Below are 24,328 nucleotides of genomic sequence, written 5' to 3' on the forward strand. Positions count from 1 at the left end.
GATACCATTTTTATACTAATCATCACTGGTAATCTCATAAAGACCGAGGGCCTCCCCAATGGATTCGCTCGCTTTTCCGACAGACCAGCTAAAAGCTTTATCGCTTCCGTATGCAATTCCGCCAGATACACTGAGCGTGCAAAGCAGCGCTCCCGCTCCTCCTGCCTCTATGGTTGCAGCCCCCAGAACCACAGCGCAAATAGTATTTGCTGCGCCAGCGCCAATAATCCTAGCTCCCACAGCTCCACCTACTAGGCCACCTGAAAATTCACCGATGGAAGTAAACGAGGTTTTGGCGCAATCCCTGCCAACGGTGCAGGCTTCCATGATCTTCGCTGCGGTATCCAAAGCAGACAGACCAATACCGATCTTCCCGGCTGTTTCCATCCACTTAACGTACTTCGCCAGCTTCTCGATATGGGTTGCGTAACCTTCAATATCACTAACACCAGTTTCATTCCAGCGGTGGGTAATTGAACGGCTGGAAAGGCCAAGGGCGCTTTTCAGATCGGTGTATTCGTTGAACATGAATCGATGTTTCATGAACATCTTCAGCACGCTATCAAGTTGACCAAATAAGCGACGGCGTTCAACGAAGAATTGTTCACCGATCAGTGTGCCGCTTGTGATGTACTGGTTTTTGTATGTCTTCTCGATCTCGACGAGAATTTTTTCGACTCTCTCGAAATATCCCTTCGCTGCTTCCGTCGCTCTTCCTGCCTTTCCAGCAGCATCGTTTGCAGTAGTCGCAGCAGCTGCAAACATCTCAATGGTATCTTTATATTTGAAAAGGAAGTTAGCCTGCTGGATGGAGAGCGGCGCTAATGCTGCATCAATCCGCTGTTTCGCGGCCCGCATATGGGAGATTTGCTCTTCATCCTGCTTATCGGGGTCAACTACCAGCATGATAGAACCCGCTTTATATCTTTTATCCGGGCCGTTTAGTGTAGCGAATAGCTCCTTTACGCCTGCTGGCGGGTTTTCCGTAAATAGCAGACGTTGCCAAGCTTCTGTAGTACCGCCGTAAGGAATAATGGTAAAACCTGCGTCAATACCTGTTTTCTTTTTCGCTGTTTGGGCGTGTTGTTCTGGTTCTACCTGCGACTGTTGAGATGCAGCTAAAGTGGCTGCTGCGGTTGCCGCTTCTGCCAGATACCTTGCTGTTGCCTGAGAGGGGGATTCACCTGGGCCTATCCAGCCCAAAGGGGCTATGATACGGTTAGATCCAGAGAGGCAGCCACATAAAACTACGCACTTGTCCACGGCAACAGGGATCTGGTGAATTGTGCGGTGTGGCTCACCTTCAACAACTTTTCCTTCTTTGCCGCATTTTGGGCAAGCTGTGGTCTTGTCACCCAGAACAATCGGGCGACGGCCCAGAATGTTACCGAAAGAAAGTGAGGGGATTAGCTTTGCGCCAGTTGTAGTCTGATCACCAAACAACGCTATTCCACGACCTAAAACGTTTGGACGCATTCCCCCCATTTACGCCACCTTTGCAACAGTCAGGAAATCATCTGGCATTGATTCACCCTCGCGGAAAGAGAACATCAATCTATAATCAGGGGTGCTGAGAATTTGATCTCCGTTATCAAGTAAACTACCAACCAGCGCGATCCCTTTACCTTCCCATTCGCTTAACTGTCCGGCGCTGGTGATAATGGTGGCCTTAGTCCCGTCTGGATAGGTCACGGTTGCACCTTCTGTAACCATGCTGACCCATTGACCATTATCGAGTTGGACTTTCATGCCCTGACTCGGATCCGGATTAGGTTCATCGACAACGCCACCCCGAAGAGTAAGACTTCCGGCAACCGCTGCACGATAGATGGCTGTGATTGGATGGTGTCGGGCATATTCTTGCTGTTCAATAATGAGATTGCGGGCTTCCACATTCATTTCTGATAGTTGCTGGTCGGTATAACGGGGAGCATCGAAAGATGCGATGACCGATGAAGTGAGTTCGTTGGTGTACTGTTGCATAAGTCCCTCTGCTTGCTGTGAATTTTTCTGTTCTCGGACACATTGTACAAATAACACCCATGCACCCAAAAGCGGTTTATCACCAAAATTGAAACATTGTTTTAAATAATTCACTCGGTAAATATTTTCTGTTATTTCATTCGGATTGTGAAATATTGAAGCTTTTGCTGTATGGACAATGTTTCGACTTGGTGACGTAGGTACTCAAACAAATTACGTTTTTCATCAGCTAGCGAACCTGACTTTCGCATAGTACTACGCACTTTTGAGGGGATTTTTTGCTGCGACATAGAAGGCGGTCTGAATGCTGAGTAAATAATCATCAATGTATTTTTGTTCTAATTTCCTCCTTTTCTGCACGATATCCAATAGTAGGGCTGGCTCAAACCGGGACGATTTTACAAATGAAATGAACATAGGGAGACGGAAAGATATAAATCTTGCTCTACTGGCTGAATCGCAGCCCAGAGACACGCGAAAAAACCGCCTGAAGGTAGTCTGAAATGAACGCTGTAGCGATTGCCACGCTTTAGGATGTTGGGGATAGAACAGCCGTTGGTGTGTCTCTTTTGTATCACAGTCTGTGTCACAGTTTTGCCTTAGAAAATCTGAGACACACCAACGTATTGTTATAGAAGAAGTTGAAGCTGACCGATAAGCCGGGTTCTGTCGTTGGACAGTCATTCATCTAGGCCAGCAATCGCTCACTGGCTCAAGCAGCCTACCCGGGTTCAGTACGGGCCGTACCTTGTGAACCCCTATTTGGCCTTGCTCCGGGTGGAGTTTACCGTGCCACGGACTGTTACCAGCCGCGCGGTGCGCTCTTACCGCACCCTTTCACCCTTACCTGATCCCGCTTGCGCGGGCCATCGGCGGTTTGCTCTCTGTTGCACTGGTCGTGGGTTTCCCCCCCAGGCGTTACCTGGCACCCTGCCCTATGGAGCCCGGACTTTCCTCCCCTCCGCCCGTCTCCCCCGAAAGGGACGACGACGAAGCGGCGACTGTCTGGTCAGCTTCGGCGCGCAGTATAGAGGGTTTGCGCGCCGCTGTCACCCTAAGGTGTGGGCAAGGCGTGATTAACGCGCCACTTCCACCTTCGCCAGTTTCTCGTAATAGCATGCAATCGCGCTATGATCGGCCGTGCCCAGGCCATCGGCACGCAGCGCCTGCATCATCTCCATGACCGCCGCGGTCAGAGGCAGCTGTGCGCCCACGCCGTGTGACGTATCCAGCGCGTTCGCCAGATCTTTGATATGCAGGTCGATGCGGAAACCGGGTTTGAAATTACGATCCATGACCATCGGCGCTTTGGCATCCAGCACGGTACTGCCCGCCAGACCACCACGAATGGCCTGATAAACCAGGTCCGGATTGACGCCCGCTTTGGTTGCCAGCGTCAGCGCTTCGGACATGGCGGCAATGTTCAGCGCCACAATCACCTGGTTTGCCAGCTTGGTCACGTTACCCGCCCCGATATCCCCGGTATGCACCACGGAGCCCGCCATCGCTTTCATCAGGTCGTAAAATCTATCGAAAACGGCTTTAGCACCGCCGACCATCACCGACAGCGTGCCGTCGATCGCTTTCGGCTCACCGCCGCTGACCGGTGCATCCAGCATATCGACGCCCTTCGCTTTTAACGCCTCGCTGATTTCACGGCTCGCGAGCGGCGCAATAGAGCTCATATCAATCAGCACCAGGCCCGGCTTCGCACCGTCGATAATGCCGTTTTCACCCAGCGCAACCTCTTTAACATGCGGGGAGTTTGGCAGCATGGTGATGATGACATCGCACTGCTCGGCAATGGCTCTGGCGGTGGTGGCCGTTTCTGCGCCAGCCGCCATTACCTCAGCCACGGCCTGCGAATTATGATCGGATACCACCAGTGAGTAACCCGCTTTGATGAGGTTCTTACTCATTGGTTTACCCATGATCCCCAGGCCAATAAAACCCACTTTCAGCGTCATAATCTGTTTCCTCAATGATGGTTATTTTTTAAAAGCGTCCGCTAATTTCTGCGTAGCCGAGCGGAATACGCCGAGGTCGCTGCCGACGGCAACAAACGTGGCTCCCCACTCCAGATAGCGACGAGCATCAGCCTCAACCGGCGCCAGAATGCCACACGGTTTGCCGTGTGCTTTAGCGCGGGCAAAGATATGCTGGATCGCGCGCTGCACGTCAGGGTGGCTGGCGTTACCCAGATGGCCAAAGGCGGCAGCCAGATCGCTTGGGCCGACGAAGATACCGTCCACGCCGTTTGTGGCTGCAATCGCGTCGAGGTTATCAACGCCCTGCTGGCTCTCGATCTGAACCAGAATGGTGATGTTGTTATTAGACTGCACGAAGTAGTCCGGCACGGTGCCAAACATATTGGCGCGATGCGAAACGGAAACGCCGCGGATCCCTTCTGGCGGATAGCGCGTTGAAGCTACGGCCAGCGCCGCTTGTTCTTCCGTCTCCACAAACGGGATCAGAAAGTTGTAGAAGCCGATATCCAGCAGACGCTTGATAATCACCGGCTCGTTGGTGGGTACACGCACTACCGGGGCGCTATGGCTGCCTTTCAGCGTCATCAGCTGCGGAATAAACGTGCTGATATCGTTCGGCGCATGTTCGCCATCCAGCACCAGCCAGTCGAAACCGGCCAGGCCCAGCACTTCGGTACTGATTGGGTTTGCCAGCGCGGACCAGCAGCCAATCTGAATCTGGTGCGCCGCGAGGGCCGCTTTAAATTTATTCGGGAAGATATCGTTACTCATCGTATTTACCTTTTTTATTCCGCAGCCTTTTTCAGTATCATTTTATTTATTCAGACACCGCGCCAGCATTGTATTTATTATTCTGACGTATTTTGGCGTTATAAAATCGTCATTCAGTATAAGACGCAATCCACGACCGCACATTGTTGTAATGCTCAAGCATTGCGGTATATTTTGATAAAAATTTTTGCATATGCACAAAGCACTGGGCGCTAATGCACAGAATCAGGGATTACCGGTTCGGGAGCGATCGCGATCACATTTTCATGCCCCCTGTACTGACATGCTTTAATTCTGAAAGCCGCGTATTTATTTCTACCGTTAGAAAATTGGCTGAATTTATTATCAGACACTTTGCTGGAGAATACTGAACAATGGCCAACATTGAAATTCGACAGGCAGCGCCGACGGCGTTTTATATAAAAGTACACGACACCGATAATGTGGCGATTATTGTCAACGATAATGGCTTAAAAGCGGGCACCCGCTTCCCGGACGGGCTGGAACTGATTGAACATATTCCACAGGGACATAAAGTCGCCCTGGTGGATATCCCAGCTAACAGCGAAATCGTACGTTACGGTGAAGTCATCGGCTATGCCGTTCGCTCTATACCACAGGGTAGCTGGGTTGAGGAGTCGCTGGTGGCGCTGCCGGAAGCGCCGCCGCTGAACACGCTTCCGCTGGCGACCCGCGTGCCGGAACCGCTACCTCCGCTGGAGGGTTATACCTTCGAAGGCTACCGCAATGCGGACGGCAGCGTCGGCACCAAGAACCTGCTTGGCATTACCACCAGCGTGCACTGCGTGGCAGGCGTCGTGGATTACGTGGTGAAAATCATCGAACGCGATCTGCTGCCGAAATACCCGAACGTCGACGGCGTGGTGGGCCTGAACCACCTCTACGGCTGCGGCGTGGCGATTAACGCACCCGCTGCCGTGGTGCCTATCCGTACCATTCACAATATCGCCCTGAATCCGAACTTTGGCGGCGAGGTGATGGTCATCGGTCTGGGGTGTGAAAAATTGCAGCCAGAGCGCCTGCTGCAGGGCACCGAAGATGTGAAAGCCATTCCGGCAGACGAGGCCAGCATCGTGCGCCTGCAGGACGAACACCACGTTGGTTTCCGCTCAATGGTCGACGATATTCTGCAGGTGGCAGAGCGTCATCTGGACAAGCTTAACCGCCGCCAGCGTGAAACGTGCCAGGCCTCGGAACTGGTCGTGGGCACCCAGTGCGGCGGGAGCGATGCCTTCTCCGGCGTGACGGCCAACCCGGCGGTGGGTTATGCGTCCGATCTGCTTGTTCGCTGCGGCGCCACGGTGATGTTCTCCGAGGTGACCGAAGTGCGTGACGCCATCCATCTGCTGACGCCACGCGCCGTTAATGAAGAGGTCGGCAAGCGCCTGCTCGAGGAAATGGCCTGGTACGACAACTATCTTGATATGGGCAAAACCGACCGCAGCGCCAACCCGTCTCCGGGCAACAAGAAAGGCGGCCTGGCAAACGTGGTGGAAAAAGCCCTCGGCTCCATTGCAAAATCCGGTCAGAGTGCCATTGCAGAAGTGCTATCTCCGGGCCAGCGCCCGACGAAACGCGGCCTGATTTACGCGGCAACGCCGGCCAGCGATTTTGTTTGTGGCACGCAGCAGGTGGCATCCGGCATTACGGTGCAGGTCTTTACCACCGGGCGCGGCACGCCGTACGGCCTGATGGCGGTGCCGGTGATTAAAATGGCGACGCGCACCGAGCTGGCAAACCGCTGGTATGACTTAATGGATATCAACGCAGGCACCATCGCTACCGGGGAAGAAAGTATTGAGGACGTGGGCTGGAAACTGTTCCACTTCATTCTGGATGTGGCCAGTGGGCGGAAGAAAACGTTCTCTGATCAGTGGGGGCTGCATAATCAGCTGGCGGTGTTCAACCCGGCACCGGTGACGTGACTTCCCCTCACCCTGCCCTCTCCCCATAGGGGAGAGGGTAAAAACCTTAAACCAACACCACATCAATCCCGCTTTTCCGCAGCCCGTCCAGGCTCTCCGCCGGAATACCTTCATCGACAATAATCATATCAATCCTTTGTGTATCAATGATTTTATGCAGGCTTGAGCGGTTAAATTTGCTGGAGTCAGTGACAACGATAATACGCTCCGCCACCTCGCACATTTTGCGATTCAGACGAGCTTCATCCTCGTTGTGCGTGCTCACGCCGCGATCGAGATCGATGGCGTCAACGCCCAGGAACAGCAGGTCAAAATGGTAATTCTGTAGCGATTGTTCTGCCTGGTCACCGTAGAAAGATTGCGACTGACGACGCAGATGCCCGCCGGTCATCAGCAGTTCCACCCCTTCCGCTTCCAGCAACGCATTCGCCACGTTCATCCCGTTGGTCATCGCAATGACGTCCGTGTGCTGGCGCAGCATGCGGGCAATTTCAAACGTCGTGGTGCCGGAGTCAAGAATAATACGGTGCCCGGGTTTAACCAGCGCGGCAGCGGCCTGCGCGATACTGCGCTTCACCGCCGTATTCAGCGAGCTTTTATCCTCCACGGAAGGCTCAGCGCCCGGCATGTTGCCTTCGCAAATCAATGCCCCACCGTAAGCGCGAACGGCAATGCCCTGCTTCTCCAGGAACGCAAGGTCGTTGCGGATCGTCACCGTCGATACGCCGTACAGATGAGACAGGTCGTTAACCTGCACGCTTCCCTGCGCCCGCAACCGCTGAATGATCTGCTCTCGCCTTTCACTGGTGCCGGTGATGCGCTTTTCCGCGGATGAATCGGTGCTGCTCATACGAGCTCCTTAATAAATAGTCTTTCGTTTCATTTCGTTTTGTCTATTAAGGCCTTTCTTTTTCGGGAATGCAAGTCCCCCCTTACGTCCAGACGCAAGCCAACACTGAGCTGAAACCTTTCATTATGTTTCTTTTGTGAAACAGATCGGAAAACTATTATCTTTCGTTTTATTTTTATATCACCGTGATGCAGGATTAAATGAAACAAAACGAAAGATAAATATCATTACCATCCGAAATGGAGAGGAAAGTGAAACATCTGACAGAAATGGTGGAACAACATAAACGAGGGAATTCAAACGGGATCTATGCCGTCTGTTCCGCACATCCGCTGGTACTTGAAGCTGCCATTCGTTACGCGCATTCGCATCAGTCGCCACTGCTGATCGAGGCCACCTCCAACCAGGTGGATCAGTTTGGCGGCTATACCGGCATGACGCCTGCAGATTTTTACGGATTTGTCTGCCAGCTTGCCGATTCGCTCGGTTTCCCGACGTCACAGCTGATCCTTGGCGGCGATCATTTGGGCCCTAACCGCTGGCAAAATCTCCCTGCGGAACAGGCGATGGCAAATGCAGACGATCTGATCAAAAGCTATGTCTCTGCCGGATTCAAAAAGATCCACCTCGACTGCAGCATGTCATGCGAGGACGACCCCGTTCCCCTGACCGATGCGATCGTTGCCGCACGCGCCGCACGCCTGGCGAAGATCGCCGAAGCGACCTGTCGCGAGCAGTTTGGTGAATCCGATCTGGTCTACGTTATCGGCACGGAAGTGCCGGTTCCCGGTGGTGCGCACGAGACGCTCACCGAACTTGCCGTCACCACGCCGGACGCGGCACGCGCCACGCTTGAAGCGCACCGCCACGCGTTCGAAAAGGAAGGCTTAAGTGACATCTGGCCGCGCATTATTGGCCTGGTGGTCCAGCCCGGCGTGGAGTTCGACCACGCGCACGTCTGCGACTATCAGCCACAGAAAGCCGTTGCCCTGAGCAAAATGGTTGAAGCCTACGATACGCTGGTGTTTGAAGCGCACTCCACCGACTACCAGACGCCGCAGGCGCTGCGTCAGCTGGTCAACGATCATTTTGCGATTCTGAAAGTTGGCCCCGCCCTGACCTTCGCCCTGCGCGAAGCGCTGTTCTCGCTGGCCGCCATAGAAGAGGAGCTGCTGCCGGCAAAAGCCAGCTCCGGCCTGCGTCACGTGCTGGAAAACGTCATGCTCGATCGCCCGGAATACTGGCAAAGCCATTACCACGGTGACGGCAACGCGCGTCGCCTGGCGCGCGGCTACAGCTACTCTGACCGCGTGCGCTACTACTGGCCGGACAGCCAGATCGACGACACCTTTGAACGGCTGGTGCGTAACCTGGCAGACGAGCCTATTCCTCTGCCGCTGATCAGCCAGTACCTGCCGCTGCAGTACAGCAAAGTTCGCGAGGGCGCTCTCAAGTCAACGCCACGGGAACTCATCATCGACCACATTCAGGACATACTCCAGCAGTACCACGCCGCCTGCGAAGGCGTAATGACTCAAAACGCATAATTAAAAAAGAGGAAAACGCTATGCCAAACATTGTTTTATGCCGCATCGACGAACGCCTGATCCACGGTCAGGTGGGCGTGCAGTGGGTGGGGTTTGCGGGGGCAAACCTGGTGCTGGTCGCTAACGATGAGGTCGCAGAGGATCCGGTTCAACAGAACCTGATGGAAATGGTGCTCGCGGAAGGGATCGCCGTGCGCTTCTGGTCGCTGCAAAAAGCGATCGACAACATTCACCGCGCCGCTGACCGCCAGAAAATTCTGCTGGTCTGCAAATCACCCGCCGATTTTCTGAAGCTGGTTGAGGGCGGCGTGCCCATCACCCGTATTAACGTCGGAAACATGCACTACGCCAGTGGCAAACAACAAATTGCCAAAACGGTCTCTGTCGACGCGAACGATATCGCCGCGTTCAACGGCCTGAAAGCGGCCGGTGTGGAATGCTTCGTTCAGGGCGTTCCAACAGAAACTGCTTTGGATCTCTTTAAACTGCTCTGAGGGATTCACAATGGAAATCAGTCTGTTGCAGGCGCTGGGGTTGGGCATACTCGCCTTTATCGCCGGTCTGGATATGTTTAACGGGTTAACGCACATGCACCGCCCGGTGGTACTCGGGCCGCTGGTCGGCCTGATTCTGGGCGATCTGCACACCGGCATTTTGACCGGCGGTACGTTAGAGCTGGTCTGGATGGGGCTGGCCCCGCTCGCCGGTGCCCAGCCGCCGAACGTCATTATCGGCACCATCGTGGGCACCGCATTTGCCATCAGCACCGGCGTGAAGCCGGAAGTTGCCGTTGGCGTCGCCGTGCCGTTTGCCGTTGCGGTTCAGATGGGGATTACGTTCCTCTTCTCGGTGATGTCCGGCGTGATGTCCCGCTGCGATCGCATGGCGGCCAATGCTGATACCAACGGCATTGAACGGGTTAATTATCTGGCCCTGCTGGCGCTCGGCATCTTCTATTTCTTGTGCGCATTTCTGCCCATCTATTTCGGTGCGGAGCACGCGAAAACCGCCATTGACGTTCTGCCAGCGCGTCTGATTGACGGCCTCGGCGTCGCGGGCGGCATCATGCCAGCCATCGGCTTCGCCGTGCTGTTGAAGATCATGATGAAAAACGTCTACATCCCTTACTTCATTATCGGCTTTGTCGCCGCGGCCTGGCTCAAGCTTCCGGTGCTGGCGATTGCGGCGGCCGCGCTGGCCATGGCGCTGATCGACCTGATGCGTAAATCACCTGAACCGACGGCTCCCGCCGCTCAGAAAGAGGAATTCGAAGATGGCATCTAACCAAACCACCCTGCCGGGCGTGTCTGAAAGCGAAGAGACGCTGCTGACCGGCGTGAATGAAAACGTCTACGAAGACCAGAACATCGGTGCCGAACTGACGAAAAAGGATATTAACCGCGTGGCCTGGCGTTCCATGCTGCTGCAGGCCTCGTTTAACTACGAACGTATGCAGGCCTCCGGCTGGCTGTACGGGCTTCTGCCCGCGTTGAAAAAGATCCACACCAACAAGCGGGACCTGGCGCGGGCGATGAAAGGCCATATGGGCTTCTTTAACACCCACCCGTTCCTGGTGACCTTTGTTATCGGCATCATTCTGGCGATGGAGCGATCCAAGCAGGATGTAAACAGCATCCAGAGCACCAAAATTGCCGTCGGCGCGCCGCTCGGCGGTATTGGCGATGCCATGTTCTGGCTGACCCTGCTGCCCATCTGTGGCGGTATTGGTGCCAGCCTGGCGCTGCAAGGATCGATTCTGGGCGCGGTGGTCTTTATCGTGCTGTTTAACGTGGTACACCTCGGCCTGCGTTTTGGCCTGGCGCACTACGCTTACCGGATGGGCGTCGCGGCTATTCCTCTGATTAAAGCCAACACCAAAAAGGTCGGCCACGCGGCGTCTATCGTCGGGATGACGGTGATCGGCGCGCTGGTGGCAACCTACGTCCGCCTCAATACCACGCTCGAAATCAAGGCGGGTGATGCCGTTGTCAAACTGCAGGCCGACGTCATCGACAAGCTGATGCCCGCGTTCCTGCCGCTGGTCTACACCCTGACGATGTTCTGGCTGGTACGCCGCGGCTGGAGCCCGCTGAGGCTGATTGGTATCACCGTGCTGCTGGGCGTTGTCGGTAAATTCTGTCACTTCCTGTAAAAGCAAAGAGGTTGCGATGTTAGGCATTATTTTGACGGGTCACGGCGGGTTTGCCAGCGGGCTTGAGCAGGCGATGAAGCAGATCCTCGGCGAGCAGCCGCAGTTTATCGCCATCGATTTTCCGGAAACCTCCACCACCGCGCGGCTGACCGCTCAGCTTGAGCAGGCGGTGAGCGAACTCGATGCGCAGCACGATATTATTTTTCTCACCGACCTGCTCGGCGGCACGCCGTTCCGCGTGGCATCCACGCTCGCGATGCAAAGGCCGGGCAGCGAAGTGATTACCGGCACCAACCTGCAGCTGCTGCTGGAGATGGTGCTGGAGCGCGACGGATTAAGCAGCGAAGCGTTTCGTCTGCAGGCGCTGGAGTGCGGACACCGCGGTCTGACGAGCCTGATGGACGAGCTGGGGCGCTGTCGTGAGGAAGCCCCTGCCGAGGAAGGGATATGAGCCAGCTGCTGCGCGCGCGACGGATCCTTACCGAACAGGGCTGGCTGGACGACCACCAGCTACGCATTGAAAGCGGTGCGGTTGCGGCGATTGAACCCATCCCGGCGGGCGTTACGACGCGCGATGCGGAGCTGCTTTGCCCGGCGTATATCGATACGCACGTCCACGGCGGCGCGGGCGTAGACGTCATGGATGATGCGCCTGACGTGCTTGATACTCTGGCAATGCATAAAGCGTGCGAAGGCGTGGGCGCATTTTTACCCACCACCGTGACAGCGCCGCTGGAGAGTATTCACGCCACGCTGATGCGTATCGCCCGGCGCACTCAGTCCGGCGGCCCCGGCGCGCAGATCCTGGGCAGCTATCTGGAAGGACCGTACTTTACGCCGCAGAACAAAGGGGCGCATCCGCCGGAGCTGTTCCGGGAGCTGGATATCGCTGAGCTGGACAGGCTGGTTGACGTTTCACAGGGCACGCTGCGGGTAGTGGCGCTCGCGCCAGAAAAACCCGGCGCGTTGCAGGCGATCCACCATCTTAAACAGCGCGGTATACGCGTCATGCTGGGCCACAGCGCTGCCACGTACCGGCAAACTCTCGCCGCGTTTGATGCGGGTGCCGACGGGCTGGTTCACTGCTACAACGGCATGACGGGGCTGCACCACAGAGAGCCCGGTATGGTCGGCGCAGGGCTTACGGACAAACGGGCGTGGCTGGAGCTGATTGCCGACGGCCACCACGTCCATCCGGGGGCGATGCGCTTATGCTGCTGCGCGCAGGATCGCGTGGTGCTGATTACCGATGCCATGCAGGCGGCAGGTATGCCGGACGGACGGTATACGCTCTGTGGCGAAGAGGTCACGATGCACCACGGCGTGGTGAAAACCGCCTCCGGCGGGCTGGCGGGTAGCACGCTGTCGCTGGATGCCGCGGTCAGGAATATGGTGGAGTATGCGGGCGTAACCCCTGAAGACGCTATCCATATGGCCTCGCTGCACCCTGCCCGGCTGCTGGGCATTGACGGTCAGCTCGGATCCATAGCCCCGGGTAAACGCGCCAATATTATTTCGCTGGACGGTGGTTTACACCTCCAGCAGATCTGGATTCAGGGCCTGGCTCTCCCCCTTTAGCCCTTTCATTGTGTTTCCTGTTGGCCTTACGGCACCCGATCGTAAGGCCTTTCTTTTCTTTTCCTTAAAATTACCCTTTCCTTTCACGATCACACTTTTCGTTTTATTTCTTTTATTCCATTGAAGTTTCGATTTCTTTTCTATAAATTTTATTTAACTGCTTAAGTGAACAAGTGAAACGAAACGAAAGATAGCGACACGATTGCCAGCGTCTGATGTGGAATTCACACGACTAAGGACTGAGTTATGCCACAAACCACTACCGCCGCGACAACCGGCACCTGGACCGAGGAAGAGATCCGCCAGCAGCCTGCCAGCTGGATCCGCTCGCTCAACAACATCGATAACCTGCGTGCTTCGATCGACAGTTTCCTGACGCCGCTGCTGCGCAAGGACGATCTGCGGATCGTCCTGACTGGCGCGGGCACGTCCGCCTTTATCGGCGATATTGTTTCTCCCTGGCTCGCGAGCTACACCGGGAAAAACTTCACTGCCGTCCCGACAACCGATCTGGTCACGAACCCGATGGACTACTTCAGCCCTGCGCATCCGCTGCTGCTAATTTCGTTTGCCCGCTCCGGCAATAGCCCGGAAAGCGTCGCGGCCGTTGAGCTGGCAAACCAGTTCGTGCCGGAGTGCTACCACCTGTCGATTACCTGCAACGAGGCGGGGAGCCTGTACCAGAACGCCGTCGACAGCGATAACGCCTTGGCCCTGCTGATGCCTGCCGAAACGCACGATCGCGGGTTCGCGATGACCAGCAGCATTACCACCATGATGGCGAGCTGTCTGGCCGTATTCGCCCCGGAAACGATCAATAGCCACGCCTTCCGCGACGTCGCCGATCGCTGCCAGGCGATCCTCACTGCTCTGGGTGATTTCAGTCACGGCGTCTTTGGCAATGAAGCGTGGAAACGCGTTGTCTATCTGGGAAGCGGCGGCCTGCAGGGCGCGGCGCGCGAATCGGCGCTGAAGGTGCTGGAGCTTACGGCGGGCAAGCTGGCGGCGTTTTACGACTCCCCGACGGGCTTCCGTCACGGGCCTAAATCTCTGGTCGATAGCGAAACGCTGGTGGTGGTGTTTATCTCCAGCCATCCGTATACGCGTCAGTACGATCTGGATCTGCTGGCCGAGCTGCGCCGCGATCGCCAGGCCCTGCGCGTCGTCGCCATCACCGCTGAAAACGATCCGGTCATTGAAGCGGGTCCGCACATTCTGCTGCCGCCTTCACGTCCGTTTATCGATATGGAACTGGCGTTCTGCTTCCTGATGTATGCCCAGGTCTTTGCGCTCACGCAGTCAATCAGCGTAGGAAATACACCCGATACGCCATCCGCCAGCGGGACGGTCAACCGCGTAGTGCAGGGCGTTGTTATTCACCCGTGGCAGGCTTAAGAGGATCGGCTCATGAGTATTATTTCTACCAAATATCTTCTGCAGGACGCGCAGGCAAAAGGCTACGCCGTTCCGGCGTTCAACATCCACAACGCGGAGACGATCCAGGCGATCCTCGAAGCGTGCAGCGAAATGCGATCGCCTGTGATCCTCGCGGGCACGCCGGGCACCTTTAAGCATATTGCGCTGGAAGAGATCTACGCCTTGTGCAGCGCGTACTCCCACACCTACGACATGCCGCTGGCGCTGCACCTCGATCATCACGAATCGCTGGACGATATTCGCCGCAAGGTCAACGCGGGCGTACGCAGCGCGATGATCGACGGCAGCCACTATCCGTTTGAACAAAACGTGAAGCTGGTGAAGTCGGTGGTCGATTTCTGCCACCTCAACGACTGCAGCGTCGAAGCCGAGCTGGGCCGTCTCGGTGGCGTGGAAGATGACATGAGCGTGGACGCCGAAAGCGCGTTCCTCACCGATCCGCAGGAGGCGAAACGCTTCGTCGAGCTGACCGGCGTCGATAGCCTTGCCGTCGCCATCGGCACCGCACACGGCCTGTATACCAAACGCCCGAAAATTGACTTCCAGCGGCTGGCGGAAATCCGCGAAGTGGTCACCGTACCGCTGGTGCTGCACGGCGCGAGCGATGTGCCGGATGAGTTTGTGCGCCGCACCATCGAGCTGGGCGTGTGCAAAGTCAACGTAGCCACCGAGCTGAAAATTGCCTTCTCTGACGCGGTTAAAGCCTGGTTTGCCGAAAACCCGCAGGGGAACGATCCGCGCTTCTACATGCGGGTCGGCATGGACGCCATGAAAGAGGTGGTCAAAAACAAGATCGCCGTTTGCGGCTCGGCAAATCGGCTCCTGCTTCCTGCCGAAGCCTGATCCCATCGCGCATTACGTCAATACCAAAAAAATAACTATAAGCCTCGCAAATATGAAGGCGCGTCCTTAAGCCAGACAGCGCCTTCCATTATCCTAAAAATCCGAGGAGTCCCTACATGACACAGGAAAAGTCGTTTAAATCGAAAGCGTGGGAATTTTTCCAAAGCCTGGGAAAGACGTTTATGTTCCCGGTCTCTCTGCTGGCCTTTATGGGGTTGCTGCTGGGTATCGGTAGCTCCGTCACCAGCCCTTCTACCATTAAAAGTTTTCCCTTTCTGGGCGGTGAGTTAACGCAGCTGACCTTTGGCTTTGTCGCCATGGTGGGCGGCTTCGCCTTTACCTATCTGCCGCTGATGTTTGCCATGGCTATCCCGATGGGCCTCGCCAAACGCAACAAGGCCGTGGGCGCCTTTGCCGGGTTCGTTGGCTATATGCTGATGAACATGAGCATCAACTACTACCTGACCGCCACCCACCAGCTTGCCGACGCCGCCACCATGAGGCAGGTTGGGCAATCGATCGTGCTGGGGATCCAGACCCTGGAGATGGGCGTGCTGGGCGGCATCGTGGTGGGGGTAATCACTTACTTCCTGCACGAGCGTTTTCAGGACACCGTGTTACACGATGCCTTTGCCTTTTTCAGCGGCATTCGTTTCGTGCCGATTATCACCGCCCTTACGCTGTCGCTGGTCGGGCTGTTTATCCCACTGTTGTGGGAATACGTGGCGCTGGGGATTGCCGGAATTGGCCATATCATTCAGAGCACCAGCGTTTTCGGACCGTTCCTGTACGGCGTAGGCGTGCTGCTGCTTAAACCCTTTGGTCTGCACCACATTCTGCTGGCGATGGTGCGCTTCACGCCGGCAGGCGGCATTGAGATGGTCAACGGTCATGAAGTGGCCGGCGCGCTGAATATCTTCTACGCCGAGCTGAAAGCCGGACTGCCGTTTAGCCCGCACGTTACCGCGTTTCTGTCACAAGGCTTTATGCCGACCTTTATCTTTGGCTTACCTGCCGTGGCGTACGCCATCTACCGCACCGCGCGCCCGGAAAACCGCCCGGTGATTAAGGGGCTGCTGCTTTCCGGCGTGCTGGTTTCCGTCGTCACCGGTATTTCAGAACCGATTGAGTTTCTGTTCCTGTTTATCGCCCCCGCGCTTTACGCCTTCCATATCGTGATGTCGGGCCTGGCGCTGATGGTGATGGCCCTGCTGGGGGTAACCATCGGCAACACCGACGGCGGGATTTTGGATCTGCTGATCTTTGGCGTGATGCAAGGGATGTCGACCAAATGGTATCTGCTGTTCCCGGTCGGTATCGCCTGGTTTGCCATCTACTTCTTCGTCTTCCGCTGGTACATCCTCAAACACGATATCAAGACGCCGGGCCGTGAGGTGGACGCGCAGGGTACGCAGCAGGCCGTCGAAGCCAACACCCGCGCGCGTGGAAAATCGAAATACGATCACGGGCTTATCCTGCGCGCGCTCGGTGGCAAAGAAAACATCGAGTCGCTCGACAACTGCATCACCCGCTTGCGTCTGGTCGTGAAGGAGATGGGGCTTATCGATCAGCAGGCACTGAAAGCGGCTGGCGCCCTGTCGGTGGTGGTGCTGGATGCTCACAGCGTTCAGGTGATCATCGGCCCGCAGGTGCAAAGCGTCAAAACCGGCATTGAAGCCTTAACCTAACAGGGGGTTGTTGTGTTTGATTTCGACAAAATCGTCGAGCGTAAAAGCGATAAGTGCCGTAAATGGGACCATGCGTTTGTCTGCTCACGCTTTGGTGATGTCCCGCAGGGGTTTATCCCACTGTGGATCGCAGATATGGATTTCACCTCTCCACCGGCCGTTATTGAAGGCTTCCAGCGCATCGTGGAGCACGGTACCTTTGGCTATACCTGGTGCTTCGACGAATTTTACGACGCGGTGATGGCCTTCCAGCGCACGCGTCATCAGGTTGAGGTGGAAAAGTCGTGGATCACCCTGACCTACGGCACCGTCTCCACGCTCCATTACACGGTCCAGGCGTTCTGCACGCCTGGCGATAGCGTGATGATGAACACGCCGGTCTACGATCCGTTTGCGATGGCGGCGCAGCGCCAGGGCGTGTGGGTGCTTGCTAACCCGCTATCAGTGAAGCAAAACCGCTATCAGCTGGATTTTAATCTGGTTGAAGATCAGCTCAAAACCCACCGCCCAAAACTGTGGTTCTTCTGCTCGCCGCATAACCCCTCGGGCAGGATCTGGCGCGCGGATGAGATACGCCAGGTCTCCGATCTCTGTAAACGCTACGGCACGATTCTGGTTGTCGATGAGGTTCACGCTGAGCACATTCTGGACGGCACATTCGTCAGCTGTCTGACCTCGGGCTGTGCCGCACTGGACAACCTGATCGTGCTGACGTCGCCAAATAAAGCCTTCAACCTGGGCGGGCTAAAAACGTCCTACTCCATGATCCCGGACGATTCGCTGCGCCAGCGCTTCCGCCAGCAGCTTGAGAAGAACTCGATTACCTCACCCAATATGTTCGGCGTATGGGGGATTATTCTCGCCTACCAGCACGGCCTGACGTGGCTCGACGCGCTGAACGGCTACCTGCAAGGGAATGCCCGCTACCTTGCGGACGCTATTCAGACCCACTTCCCGGCGTGGAAGATGATGAACCCGGAATCGTCGTATCTGGCCTGGATAGACGTAAGCGCCGACGACCGCAGCGCCACAGCGTTGACCCAACATTTCGCCCAACAGGCCGGTGTCGTGATTGAAGACGGCAGCCACTACGTGCAAAACGGCGAAAACTACCTGCGGATTAACTTCGGCACCCAGCGCTACTGGCTGGAGCAATCCATCAACCGAATGCTGAAGCATTACTAATAAGGAATCTTACCCTGATGAAAAAAGTGCTCACACTCTCGATGCTGGCCCTGTTTGTTTCTCACGGCGCTCTGGCCGCCAACTACGCGCTGGATAACGACAATATTGCTCTGTCGTTTGACGATGCCAGTTCAGCGGTAGTGGTAAAAGACAAGAAAACGAACCACCCCATCACGCCGCAGGAGCTGTTCTTTCTGACGCTGCCGGACGAGACAAAAATCCACACCGCGGATTTCACCATTAAGCACGTCGAAAAGCAGGACAACGCAATTGTCGTCGACTTTACCCATCCGGACTTTAACGTAACGGTGAAGCTGAACCTGGTGAAGGGAAAATACGCCAGTATCGACTACACCGTTGCCGCAGTCGGCCAGCCGCGAGACGTGGCGAAAATTACCTTCTTCCCGACCCAAAAGCAGTCTCAGGCACCCTATGTTGACGGGGCGATTAACAGCTCGCCGATCGTTGCTGATTCGTTCTTTATTTTGCCGGACAAGCCCATCGTTAACACTTACGCCTATGAAGCGACCACCAATCTTAACGTAGAGCTGAAATCGCCGATCCAGCCAGAGTCGCCGGTCAGCTTTACCACCTGGTTCGGCACCTTTCCGGAAATCAGCCAGCTGCGCCGCAGCGTGAACCAGTTTATTGATGCCGTGCGTCCACGGCCGTACAAGCCTTATCTGCACTACAACAGCTGGATGGATATCGGCTTTTTCAATCCATACACCGAGCAGGATGTGCTGGGGCGGATGGACGAGTGGAATAAGGAATTTATTACCGGACGCGGCGTGGCGCTGGACGCCTTCCTGCTGGACGACGGCTGGGACGACCTTACCGGGCGCTGGCTGTTTGGCCCGGCATTCAGCAACGGTTTTGGCAAGGTTAGGGAAAAAGCCGACAGCCTGCACAGCTCGGTCGGACTGTGGCTCTCGCCGTGGGGAGGCTACAACAAGCCGCGCGACGTGCGCGTCTCGCATGCAAAAGAGTATGGGTTCGAAACCGTCGACGGAAAGCTGGCGCTGTCAGGGCCGAACTACTTTAAGAACTTCAATGAGCAGATCGTTAAGCTTATCAAAAACGAACACATTACCTCATTCAAGCTGGACGGGATGGGTAATGCCAATGCGCATATCCAGGGCAGCCCGTATGCCTCGGATTTTGACGCCTCTATCGCCCTGCTGCATAACATGCGCAGTGCCAACCCGAATCTGTTTATCAACCTGACGACAGGTACCAACGCCAGCCCGTCCTGGCTGTTCTACGCCGATTCTATCTGGCGCCAGGGCGATGACATCAACCTGTACGGCCCCGGCACACCGGTGCAGCAGTGGATGACCTACCGCGATGCGGAAACGTACCGCTCCATTGTACGCAAAGGCCCGCTGTTCCCGCTGAACTCGCTGATGTACCACGGGATCGTCAGCGCGGAAAACGCCTATTACGGGCTGGAAAAAGTACAAACGGACAGCGATTTTGCCGATCAGGTCTGGAGCTACTTCGCGACCGGCACGCAGCTGCAAGAGCTGTATATCACTCCTTCAATGTTGAACAAGGCGAAATGGGATACCCTGGCGCAGGCGGCGAAATGGTCGCGGGATAACGCCAGCGTGCTGGTAGACACGCACTGGATTGGTGGTGATCCAACCGCGCTGCAGGTTTACGGCTGGGCATCCTGGAGCAAGGACAAAGCGATTCTCGGCTTGCGTAACCCGTCGGATAAGCCGCAAAGCTACTTCCTGGATTTGGCGAAAGATTTCGAAATCCCGAGAGGAAACGCGGCGCAGTTTAGTCTGAAAGCGGTGTACGGCAGTAATTCAACCGTACCGGAGGAGTACAAAAACGCGGTGGTGATTACACTGCAGCCGCTGGAAACGCTGGTGTTTGAGGCGGTGCCAGAAAAATAAAAAGTGTTCAGCTGGCAGGTTAAGCCATGACCTGCCAGCTTCCTCCTTTCCTTGCCCCCAGGCGTTTTAATTTACCTTTTGTTTGCAAAGAATGGAGATAGCGTTCTGCGGTGCGGGAAGTCACGCCCAATACAGAAGCCAACATCACCGCAGTCATTTGCGGTTGAACGGTAAGAAGGTCAAGGATAGTGTTTTCCTTTTCCGACAATTCTTCCGACATTTTTTCCGACATGATGGATGTCATATCGATGCTTTCCCGCAAAGCTTCGGCCAGATTTTGTAGCATAAACGCCACGAATGCCGTGCAATCACTGGCCCGATCGCATTGTCCTAAAATTTGGTAATAGCGCGCTTGCTGGAAGTGAATGAGTGTCTCAACGGGCAGCCATGCAAGCTCTGCACGCCACTGGCTTAAGATCAGCGTTTGCCACAGCCGCCCCATGCGGCCATTTCCATCCGAAAAGGGGTGAATAAACTCAAACTCGTAATGAAATACCGAGCTCGCAATCAGCGGGTGAAGATCGGTTTGCTTAAGCCAGGAAAGAAGATCGTCGATAAGGCGGTTCATCTGCGAGGCAGGCGGAGCCATGTGGACTAACTGGTTTCCACGGTACACCCCTACGTCCCCATTTCTGAGCTTTCCGGGATGATCGACCAGACCCATCATCAATAATCGGTGCGCACTGAGTAAGTCATTGAGCTTCCAGGGCTTCCATTCGGGCAATTTTTCATATGCCAGGATAGCGTTACGTACTTCCTGAATATCTTTTTCAGGTGCAAGCACGCGTTTGCCATCCATGATAGCCGTCACCTGCCCTGTCGTCAGAGAGTTGTGTTCAATGGCTAGCGAGGCCTGAATGGTTCGAATACGGTTCTCTTTACGGAGAAGTGGCGAAGTTCTACCTGAGTGTGCCGCCCAGTGCCCCAATAGCTCACCAATCTCAGCCACCTGATTGAGGATAAAGGGTGTGATGGTGAACGGAGGCTGATAGCGGCTCATCTGGATTACTCCCCCTGCTGCTCCAGCGCGTGCTTATACAGCGCATTTTTCTTCACGCCGTGGATCTCCGCCGCTAATGCCGCCGCTTTTTTCAGCGGCAGTTCCGCCTGCAGCAGCGCCAGCGTGCGTAGCGCGTCGGCTGGCAGCGCATCTTCCTGCGCTTTATGTCCTTCGACAATCAGCACCATTTCACCCTTGCGGCGGTTTTCGTCTTCCTTCACCCACGCCAGCAGTTCACCCACCGGCGCGCCGTGGATCGTTTCCCAGGTTTTGGTCAGCTCGCGCGCCAGCACCACGTAGCGGGCCTCTCCCCAGACGGTCACCATATCTTCCAGGCTCTCCAGCAGGCGGTGCGTGGATTCGTAGAAAATCAGGGTGCGCGGTTCCGCCTCCAGGTCTTTTAACACATCGCGACGGCCCTTGGATTTGGCTGGCAGGAAGCCCTCATAGCAGAAACGGTCAGACGGCAGACCCGCCGCGCTCAGCGCAGCAATGGCGGCACACGGCCCCGGCAGTGGCACAACGCGAATACCGGCTTCACGGCAGGTACGCACCAGGTGATAGCCAGGATCATTGATCAGCGGCGTACCGGCGTCGGAGACCAGCGCAATGTTTTGCCCCTCCTTCAGCTTCGCCACCAGCGTTTCGGCTTTTTGTTGCTCATTGTGATCGTGCAGAGCAAACAAACGGGCGTTAATCGCGAAGTGTTGCAGCAGCAGGCCGGTGTGGCGGGTATCTTCAGCGGCAATTAAATCAACAGCTTGCAGTACGGTGAGCGCACGTTGGGTAATATCAGATAAATTCCCGATAGGAGTAGGTACAATATAAAGCTGGCCTTGAGAATTATCTGCCGTTTCGTGTTGTTTCATTGTTTCGTCCGTATTGCCGATTTAATATTGAGCATTGCGTAAAAAAAATCACTGGATACAGTATGGTACCGTTAACGTTTCTTCGAAAAAAAGCCACGCGCAGCGTGCCGCTTCTGCTGGCAGCCCTGATCTTTGCAGGCTGTGGCACCCAGGCACCTGACCAGAGCACGGCCCATCTTCAGGGTTCTGCTCAGGCTGATTCTGGCTTTTATCTGCAACAAATGTCGCAGAGTTCAAATGATACCAAGACCAACTGGCAATTACTCGCCATTCGTGCACTGCTGAAAGAGGGTAAAACCCAGCAGGCTGCCGAACTGTTTAACCAGTTGCCGAAAGATCTTAACGACGCCCAGCGTCGTGAGCAGAGCCTGCTCTCTGCCGAGCTGAAGGTCGCGCTGAAGGATTACGCCGCCGCGAAGAAGATCCTCGGTGACACCGACCTGAGCGCGCTGGATAAAAATCAGCAAGCTCGCTTCTGGCAGGCGGGCATTACCGCGGAGCAGGGGCGACCATCCCTCACGCTCCTCCGTGCTCTCGTCGCGCAAGAGCCGCTGCTCGGCGGTGCCGACAAGCAGAAAAATATTGATGCCACCTGGCAAGCGCTTGCCTCTATGACCCAGGAACAGGCGCAGGCACTGGTCATCAACGCCGATGAAAACGTCCTGCAGGGCTGGCTGGATCTGCAGCAGATGTGGTTTAACAACCGCAACGATCCAAAGATGCTGAAGGCCGGTATTACGGACTGGCAGACGCGCTACCCGCAAAACCCGGGGGCGAAAATGCTGCCAACCCAGCTGGTGAACGTGCAGAACTTTAAGCCAGCGTCCACCAGCAAAATCGCCCTGCTTCTGCCGCTCAACGGCCAGGCGGCGGTGTTTGGCCGAACCATTCAGCAGGGCTTTGAGGCAGCGAAAAACGGCACGACGTCGGTTACCGGCAGCGCGGTTCCCGCGCAGGCGGCTCAGGCGGCTAACGTGAATGACGTTGTCAGCCCGTCAGCAGCAGAGACCAGCGACCTGACCACGGCGCAAGCGCCGGCGCAGGGTACGATGCAAAACCCGGTGACGGCTCCAACAACGCCTCCGGCTACAGCTGCACCGGCTGCCCAGGCTCCGGCTGAGACGCAAGCGGCGCCAGCGCCCAGCACAACAGCAGAACAGCCTCAACAGCAGCCTGGACAACCCGCGGCCCAACCTGCTGCCCAGCCGCAGGCCGTGGCAACCACCAGCGCCAACCCGGGCGCTGAGCTGAAAATCTACGACACCAGCTCGCAGCCGCTTGACCAGGTTCTGGCGCAGGTTCAACAGGACGGGGCGAGCATCGTTGTCGGTCCGCTGCTGAAAAACAACGTGGAAGAGCTGATGAAGAGCAATACCACGCTGAACGTGCTGGCGCTCAACCAGCCTGAGCAGGTTCAGAACCGGGCCAATATTTGCTATTTCGCACTTTCCCCTGAAGATGAAGCCCGCGACGCGGCGCGTCATATTCACGAACAGGGTAAACAGGCTCCGCTGCTGCTCATCCCACGCAGCGCGCTGGGGGATCGCGTGGCCAACGCCTTTGCCGATGAGTGGCAGAAGCTTGGCGGCGGCGTGGTGCTGCAGCAGAAATTCGGTTCCGTCTCTGAACTGCGCGCGGGCGTAAACGGTGGAGCGGGTATCGCGCTTAACGGCAGTCCTGTCACCGCGAGCCTGCCACAGCAGCAGGGCGTGACGATTGGCGGCCTGACGATCCCTGCCCCTCCTACCGACGCTCAGATTAGCGGTGGCGGTAAAGTGGATGCGGCCTATATCGTTGCCACGCCGCAGGAGATCGCCTTTATCAAACCCATGATCGCGATGCGTAACGGCAGCCAGAGCGGCGCAACGCTCTACGCCAGCTCGCGCAGCGCGCAGGGCACTGCAGGCCCGGATTTCCGTCTGGAAATGGATGGTCTGCAGTACAGCGAAATCCCGATGCTGGCAGGCAGCAACCCGGCGCTGATGCAGCAGGCGCTGAGTACCGTACGTAACGATTATTCGCTGGCGCGTCTGTATGCGATGGGCGTCGATGCATGGGCGCTGGCGAACCACTTTACCCAGATGCGTCAGGTTCCGGGCTTTGAGCTTAACGGCAACACCGGCGATCTGACCGCGACTCAGGACTGCGTGATCAACAGGAAGTTATCATGGCTCAAATACCAGCAGGGGCAAATCGTCCCGGCCAGTTAAGCCGTAAAGAGACCGGCGATGCGTGGGAATTAAAGGCGCGTCGCTGGCTTGAAGGCAAAGGACTGCGCTTCATCGCCGCTAACGTCCGCGGGCGCGGCGGCGAAATCGACCTGATCATGAAAGACGGTCAGGTCATCGTGTTTGTAGAAGTCCGCTTTCGACAGTCCTCCCGTTTTGGCGGTGCTGCCGCCAGCGTGACGCTCGCCAAACAACATAAATTATTACAGACTGCCCACTTGTGGCTTGCCCGCCATAATGGGAGCTTTGATACTGTGGATTGCCGGTTCGATGTGATAGCCTTCACCGGAAATGAGATCGAATGGCTTAAAAACGCTTTTGGCGAAGACGCATAATTAAGATTTAAAAGGGATAAC

General features: G+C 56.1%; 21 protein-coding genes and 1 other RNA gene. 14 read left to right on the forward strand and 8 right to left on the reverse strand.

The window, feature by feature from the left end; genetic code table 11:
* Window positions 1-15 precede the first annotated feature (15 nt).
* The 5 genes from V1566_RS23035 to garL all read right to left on the reverse strand — a co-directional run bounded on the left by V1566_RS23035 (window position 16) and on the right by garL (window position 4,742).
* Complete coding sequence (locus tag V1566_RS23035) at window positions 16-1,485, reverse strand: PAAR domain-containing protein (protein ID WP_395304738.1); 1,470 nt, start codon at window positions 1,483-1,485, stop codon at window positions 16-18.
* A complete protein-coding gene (locus V1566_RS23040; protein WP_395304739.1) occupies window positions 1,486-2,097 on the reverse strand; it encodes a hypothetical protein in 612 nt (203 codons plus the stop codon).
* 525 nt (window positions 2,098-2,622) lie between these two features.
* An RNA gene (gene rnpB, locus V1566_RS23045) (RNase P RNA component class A) lies at window positions 2,623-3,000 on the reverse strand.
* 59 nt (window positions 3,001-3,059) lie between these two features.
* Window positions 3,060-3,950, reverse strand: coding sequence for a 2-hydroxy-3-oxopropionate reductase (gene garR / locus V1566_RS23050; protein WP_395304740.1), 891 nt, complete (start codon window positions 3,948-3,950; stop codon window positions 3,060-3,062).
* A 21-nt stretch (window positions 3,951-3,971) separates the two neighbouring features.
* Window positions 3,972-4,742, reverse strand: a complete 771-nt coding sequence (gene garL, locus V1566_RS23055; RefSeq protein WP_395304741.1) for a 2-dehydro-3-deoxyglucarate aldolase — start codon at window positions 4,740-4,742, stop codon at window positions 3,972-3,974.
* Window positions 4,743-5,116: 374 nt separating this feature from the next.
* Here garL and garD point away from each other — a divergent pair, with 374 nt between their 5' ends.
* Complete coding sequence (gene garD / locus V1566_RS23060) at window positions 5,117-6,688, forward strand: galactarate dehydratase (RefSeq protein WP_395304742.1); 1,572 nt, start codon at window positions 5,117-5,119, stop codon at window positions 6,686-6,688.
* Window positions 6,689-6,734: 46 nt separating this feature from the next.
* Here the strand turns inward: garD and V1566_RS23065 are convergent, their stop codons facing one another.
* A complete protein-coding gene (locus tag V1566_RS23065) occupies window positions 6,735-7,538 on the reverse strand; it encodes a DeoR family transcriptional regulator (protein WP_063143552.1) in 804 nt (267 codons plus the stop codon).
* A 251-nt stretch (window positions 7,539-7,789) separates the two neighbouring features.
* Between V1566_RS23065 and kbaZ the strand changes: the two genes are divergently transcribed.
* The 11 genes from kbaZ (at window position 7,790) to V1566_RS23120 (ending at window position 19,875) form a co-directional block, all read left to right on the forward strand.
* Window positions 7,790-9,085, forward strand: coding sequence for a tagatose-bisphosphate aldolase subunit KbaZ (gene kbaZ, locus V1566_RS23070; RefSeq protein ID WP_395304743.1), 1,296 nt, complete (start codon window positions 7,790-7,792; stop codon window positions 9,083-9,085).
* 20 nt (window positions 9,086-9,105) lie between these two features.
* Window positions 9,106-9,579, forward strand: a complete 474-nt coding sequence (agaV, locus tag V1566_RS23075) for a PTS N-acetylgalactosamine transporter subunit IIB (RefSeq protein WP_063143553.1) — start codon at window positions 9,106-9,108, stop codon at window positions 9,577-9,579.
* A 10-nt stretch (window positions 9,580-9,589) separates the two neighbouring features.
* Window positions 9,590-10,369 (forward strand): PTS N-acetylgalactosamine transporter subunit IIC, encoded by a 780-nt coding sequence (agaW, locus tag V1566_RS23080; protein ID WP_023309308.1) that lies wholly within the window; start codon window positions 9,590-9,592, stop codon window positions 10,367-10,369.
* A complete protein-coding gene (agaE, locus tag V1566_RS23085) occupies window positions 10,359-11,237 on the forward strand; it encodes a PTS N-acetylgalactosamine transporter subunit IID (protein WP_029739649.1) in 879 nt (292 codons plus the stop codon). Before agaW ends, agaE begins: the two co-directional genes overlap by 11 nt.
* A 16-nt stretch (window positions 11,238-11,253) precedes the next feature.
* Window positions 11,254-11,688 (forward strand): PTS galactosamine/N-acetylgalactosamine transporter subunit IIA, encoded by a 435-nt coding sequence (gene agaF, locus V1566_RS23090; protein ID WP_395304744.1) that lies wholly within the window; start codon window positions 11,254-11,256, stop codon window positions 11,686-11,688.
* Window positions 11,685-12,815 (forward strand): N-acetylglucosamine-6-phosphate deacetylase, encoded by a 1,131-nt coding sequence (nagA, locus tag V1566_RS23095; protein WP_395304745.1) that lies wholly within the window; start codon window positions 11,685-11,687, stop codon window positions 12,813-12,815. The genes agaF and nagA overlap by 4 nt, the downstream gene beginning before the upstream one ends.
* A 246-nt stretch (window positions 12,816-13,061) precedes the next feature.
* The gene (locus V1566_RS23100; RefSeq protein ID WP_395304746.1) at window positions 13,062-14,210 is read left to right on the forward strand and encodes an SIS domain-containing protein; all 1,149 of its coding nucleotides are present in this window, start codon (window positions 13,062-13,064) and stop codon (window positions 14,208-14,210) included.
* A gap of 12 nt (window positions 14,211-14,222) precedes the next feature.
* Entirely contained in the window at window positions 14,223-15,095 is an 873-nt protein-coding gene (gene kbaY / locus V1566_RS23105; protein WP_395304747.1) for a tagatose-bisphosphate aldolase subunit KbaY, read from the forward strand.
* Between the two features lie 116 nt (window positions 15,096-15,211).
* Window positions 15,212-16,783 (forward strand): maltose/glucose-specific PTS transporter subunit IIBC, encoded by a 1,572-nt coding sequence (gene malX / locus V1566_RS23110; protein WP_395304748.1) that lies wholly within the window; start codon window positions 15,212-15,214, stop codon window positions 16,781-16,783.
* 12 nt (window positions 16,784-16,795) lie between these two features.
* Window positions 16,796-17,968 (forward strand): MalY/PatB family protein, encoded by a 1,173-nt coding sequence (locus tag V1566_RS23115; protein WP_395304749.1) that lies wholly within the window; start codon window positions 16,796-16,798, stop codon window positions 17,966-17,968.
* Window positions 17,969-17,985: 17 nt separating this feature from the next.
* The gene (locus tag V1566_RS23120; RefSeq protein WP_395304750.1) at window positions 17,986-19,875 is read left to right on the forward strand and encodes an enterotoxin; all 1,890 of its coding nucleotides are present in this window, start codon (window positions 17,986-17,988) and stop codon (window positions 19,873-19,875) included.
* Window positions 19,876-19,894: 19 nt separating this feature from the next.
* On the opposite strand, the gene V1566_RS23125 is transcribed toward V1566_RS23120, so the two are convergent.
* Together V1566_RS23125 and rsmI are read right to left on the reverse strand one after the other, a co-directional pair.
* Window positions 19,895-20,875 (reverse strand): Fic family protein, encoded by a 981-nt coding sequence (locus tag V1566_RS23125; RefSeq protein WP_395304751.1) that lies wholly within the window; start codon window positions 20,873-20,875, stop codon window positions 19,895-19,897.
* A 5-nt stretch (window positions 20,876-20,880) separates the two neighbouring features.
* Window positions 20,881-21,744: a 16S rRNA (cytidine(1402)-2'-O)-methyltransferase gene (gene rsmI / locus V1566_RS23130; protein ID WP_023309315.1), complete on the reverse strand. Its 864-nt coding sequence runs from the start codon at window positions 21,742-21,744 to the stop codon at window positions 20,881-20,883.
* Window positions 21,745-21,806: 62 nt separating this feature from the next.
* Between rsmI and V1566_RS23135 the strand changes: the two genes are divergently transcribed.
* On the forward strand, window positions 21,807-23,954 hold the full coding sequence (locus V1566_RS23135) for a penicillin-binding protein activator (RefSeq protein WP_395304752.1): 2,148 nt from the start codon (window positions 21,807-21,809) through the stop codon (window positions 23,952-23,954).
* On the forward strand, window positions 23,912-24,307 hold the full coding sequence (locus V1566_RS23140; RefSeq protein WP_028014533.1) for a YraN family protein: 396 nt from the start codon (window positions 23,912-23,914) through the stop codon (window positions 24,305-24,307). The genes V1566_RS23135 and V1566_RS23140 overlap by 43 nt, the downstream gene beginning before the upstream one ends.
* Window positions 24,308-24,328 lie beyond the last annotated feature (21 nt).

Origin of the sequence: Enterobacter sp. ECC-019 (genome assembly GCF_043974075.1) — a bacterium.
In the GTDB taxonomy this organism is placed as follows: domain Bacteria; phylum Pseudomonadota; class Gammaproteobacteria; order Enterobacterales; family Enterobacteriaceae; genus Enterobacter; species Enterobacter asburiae_D.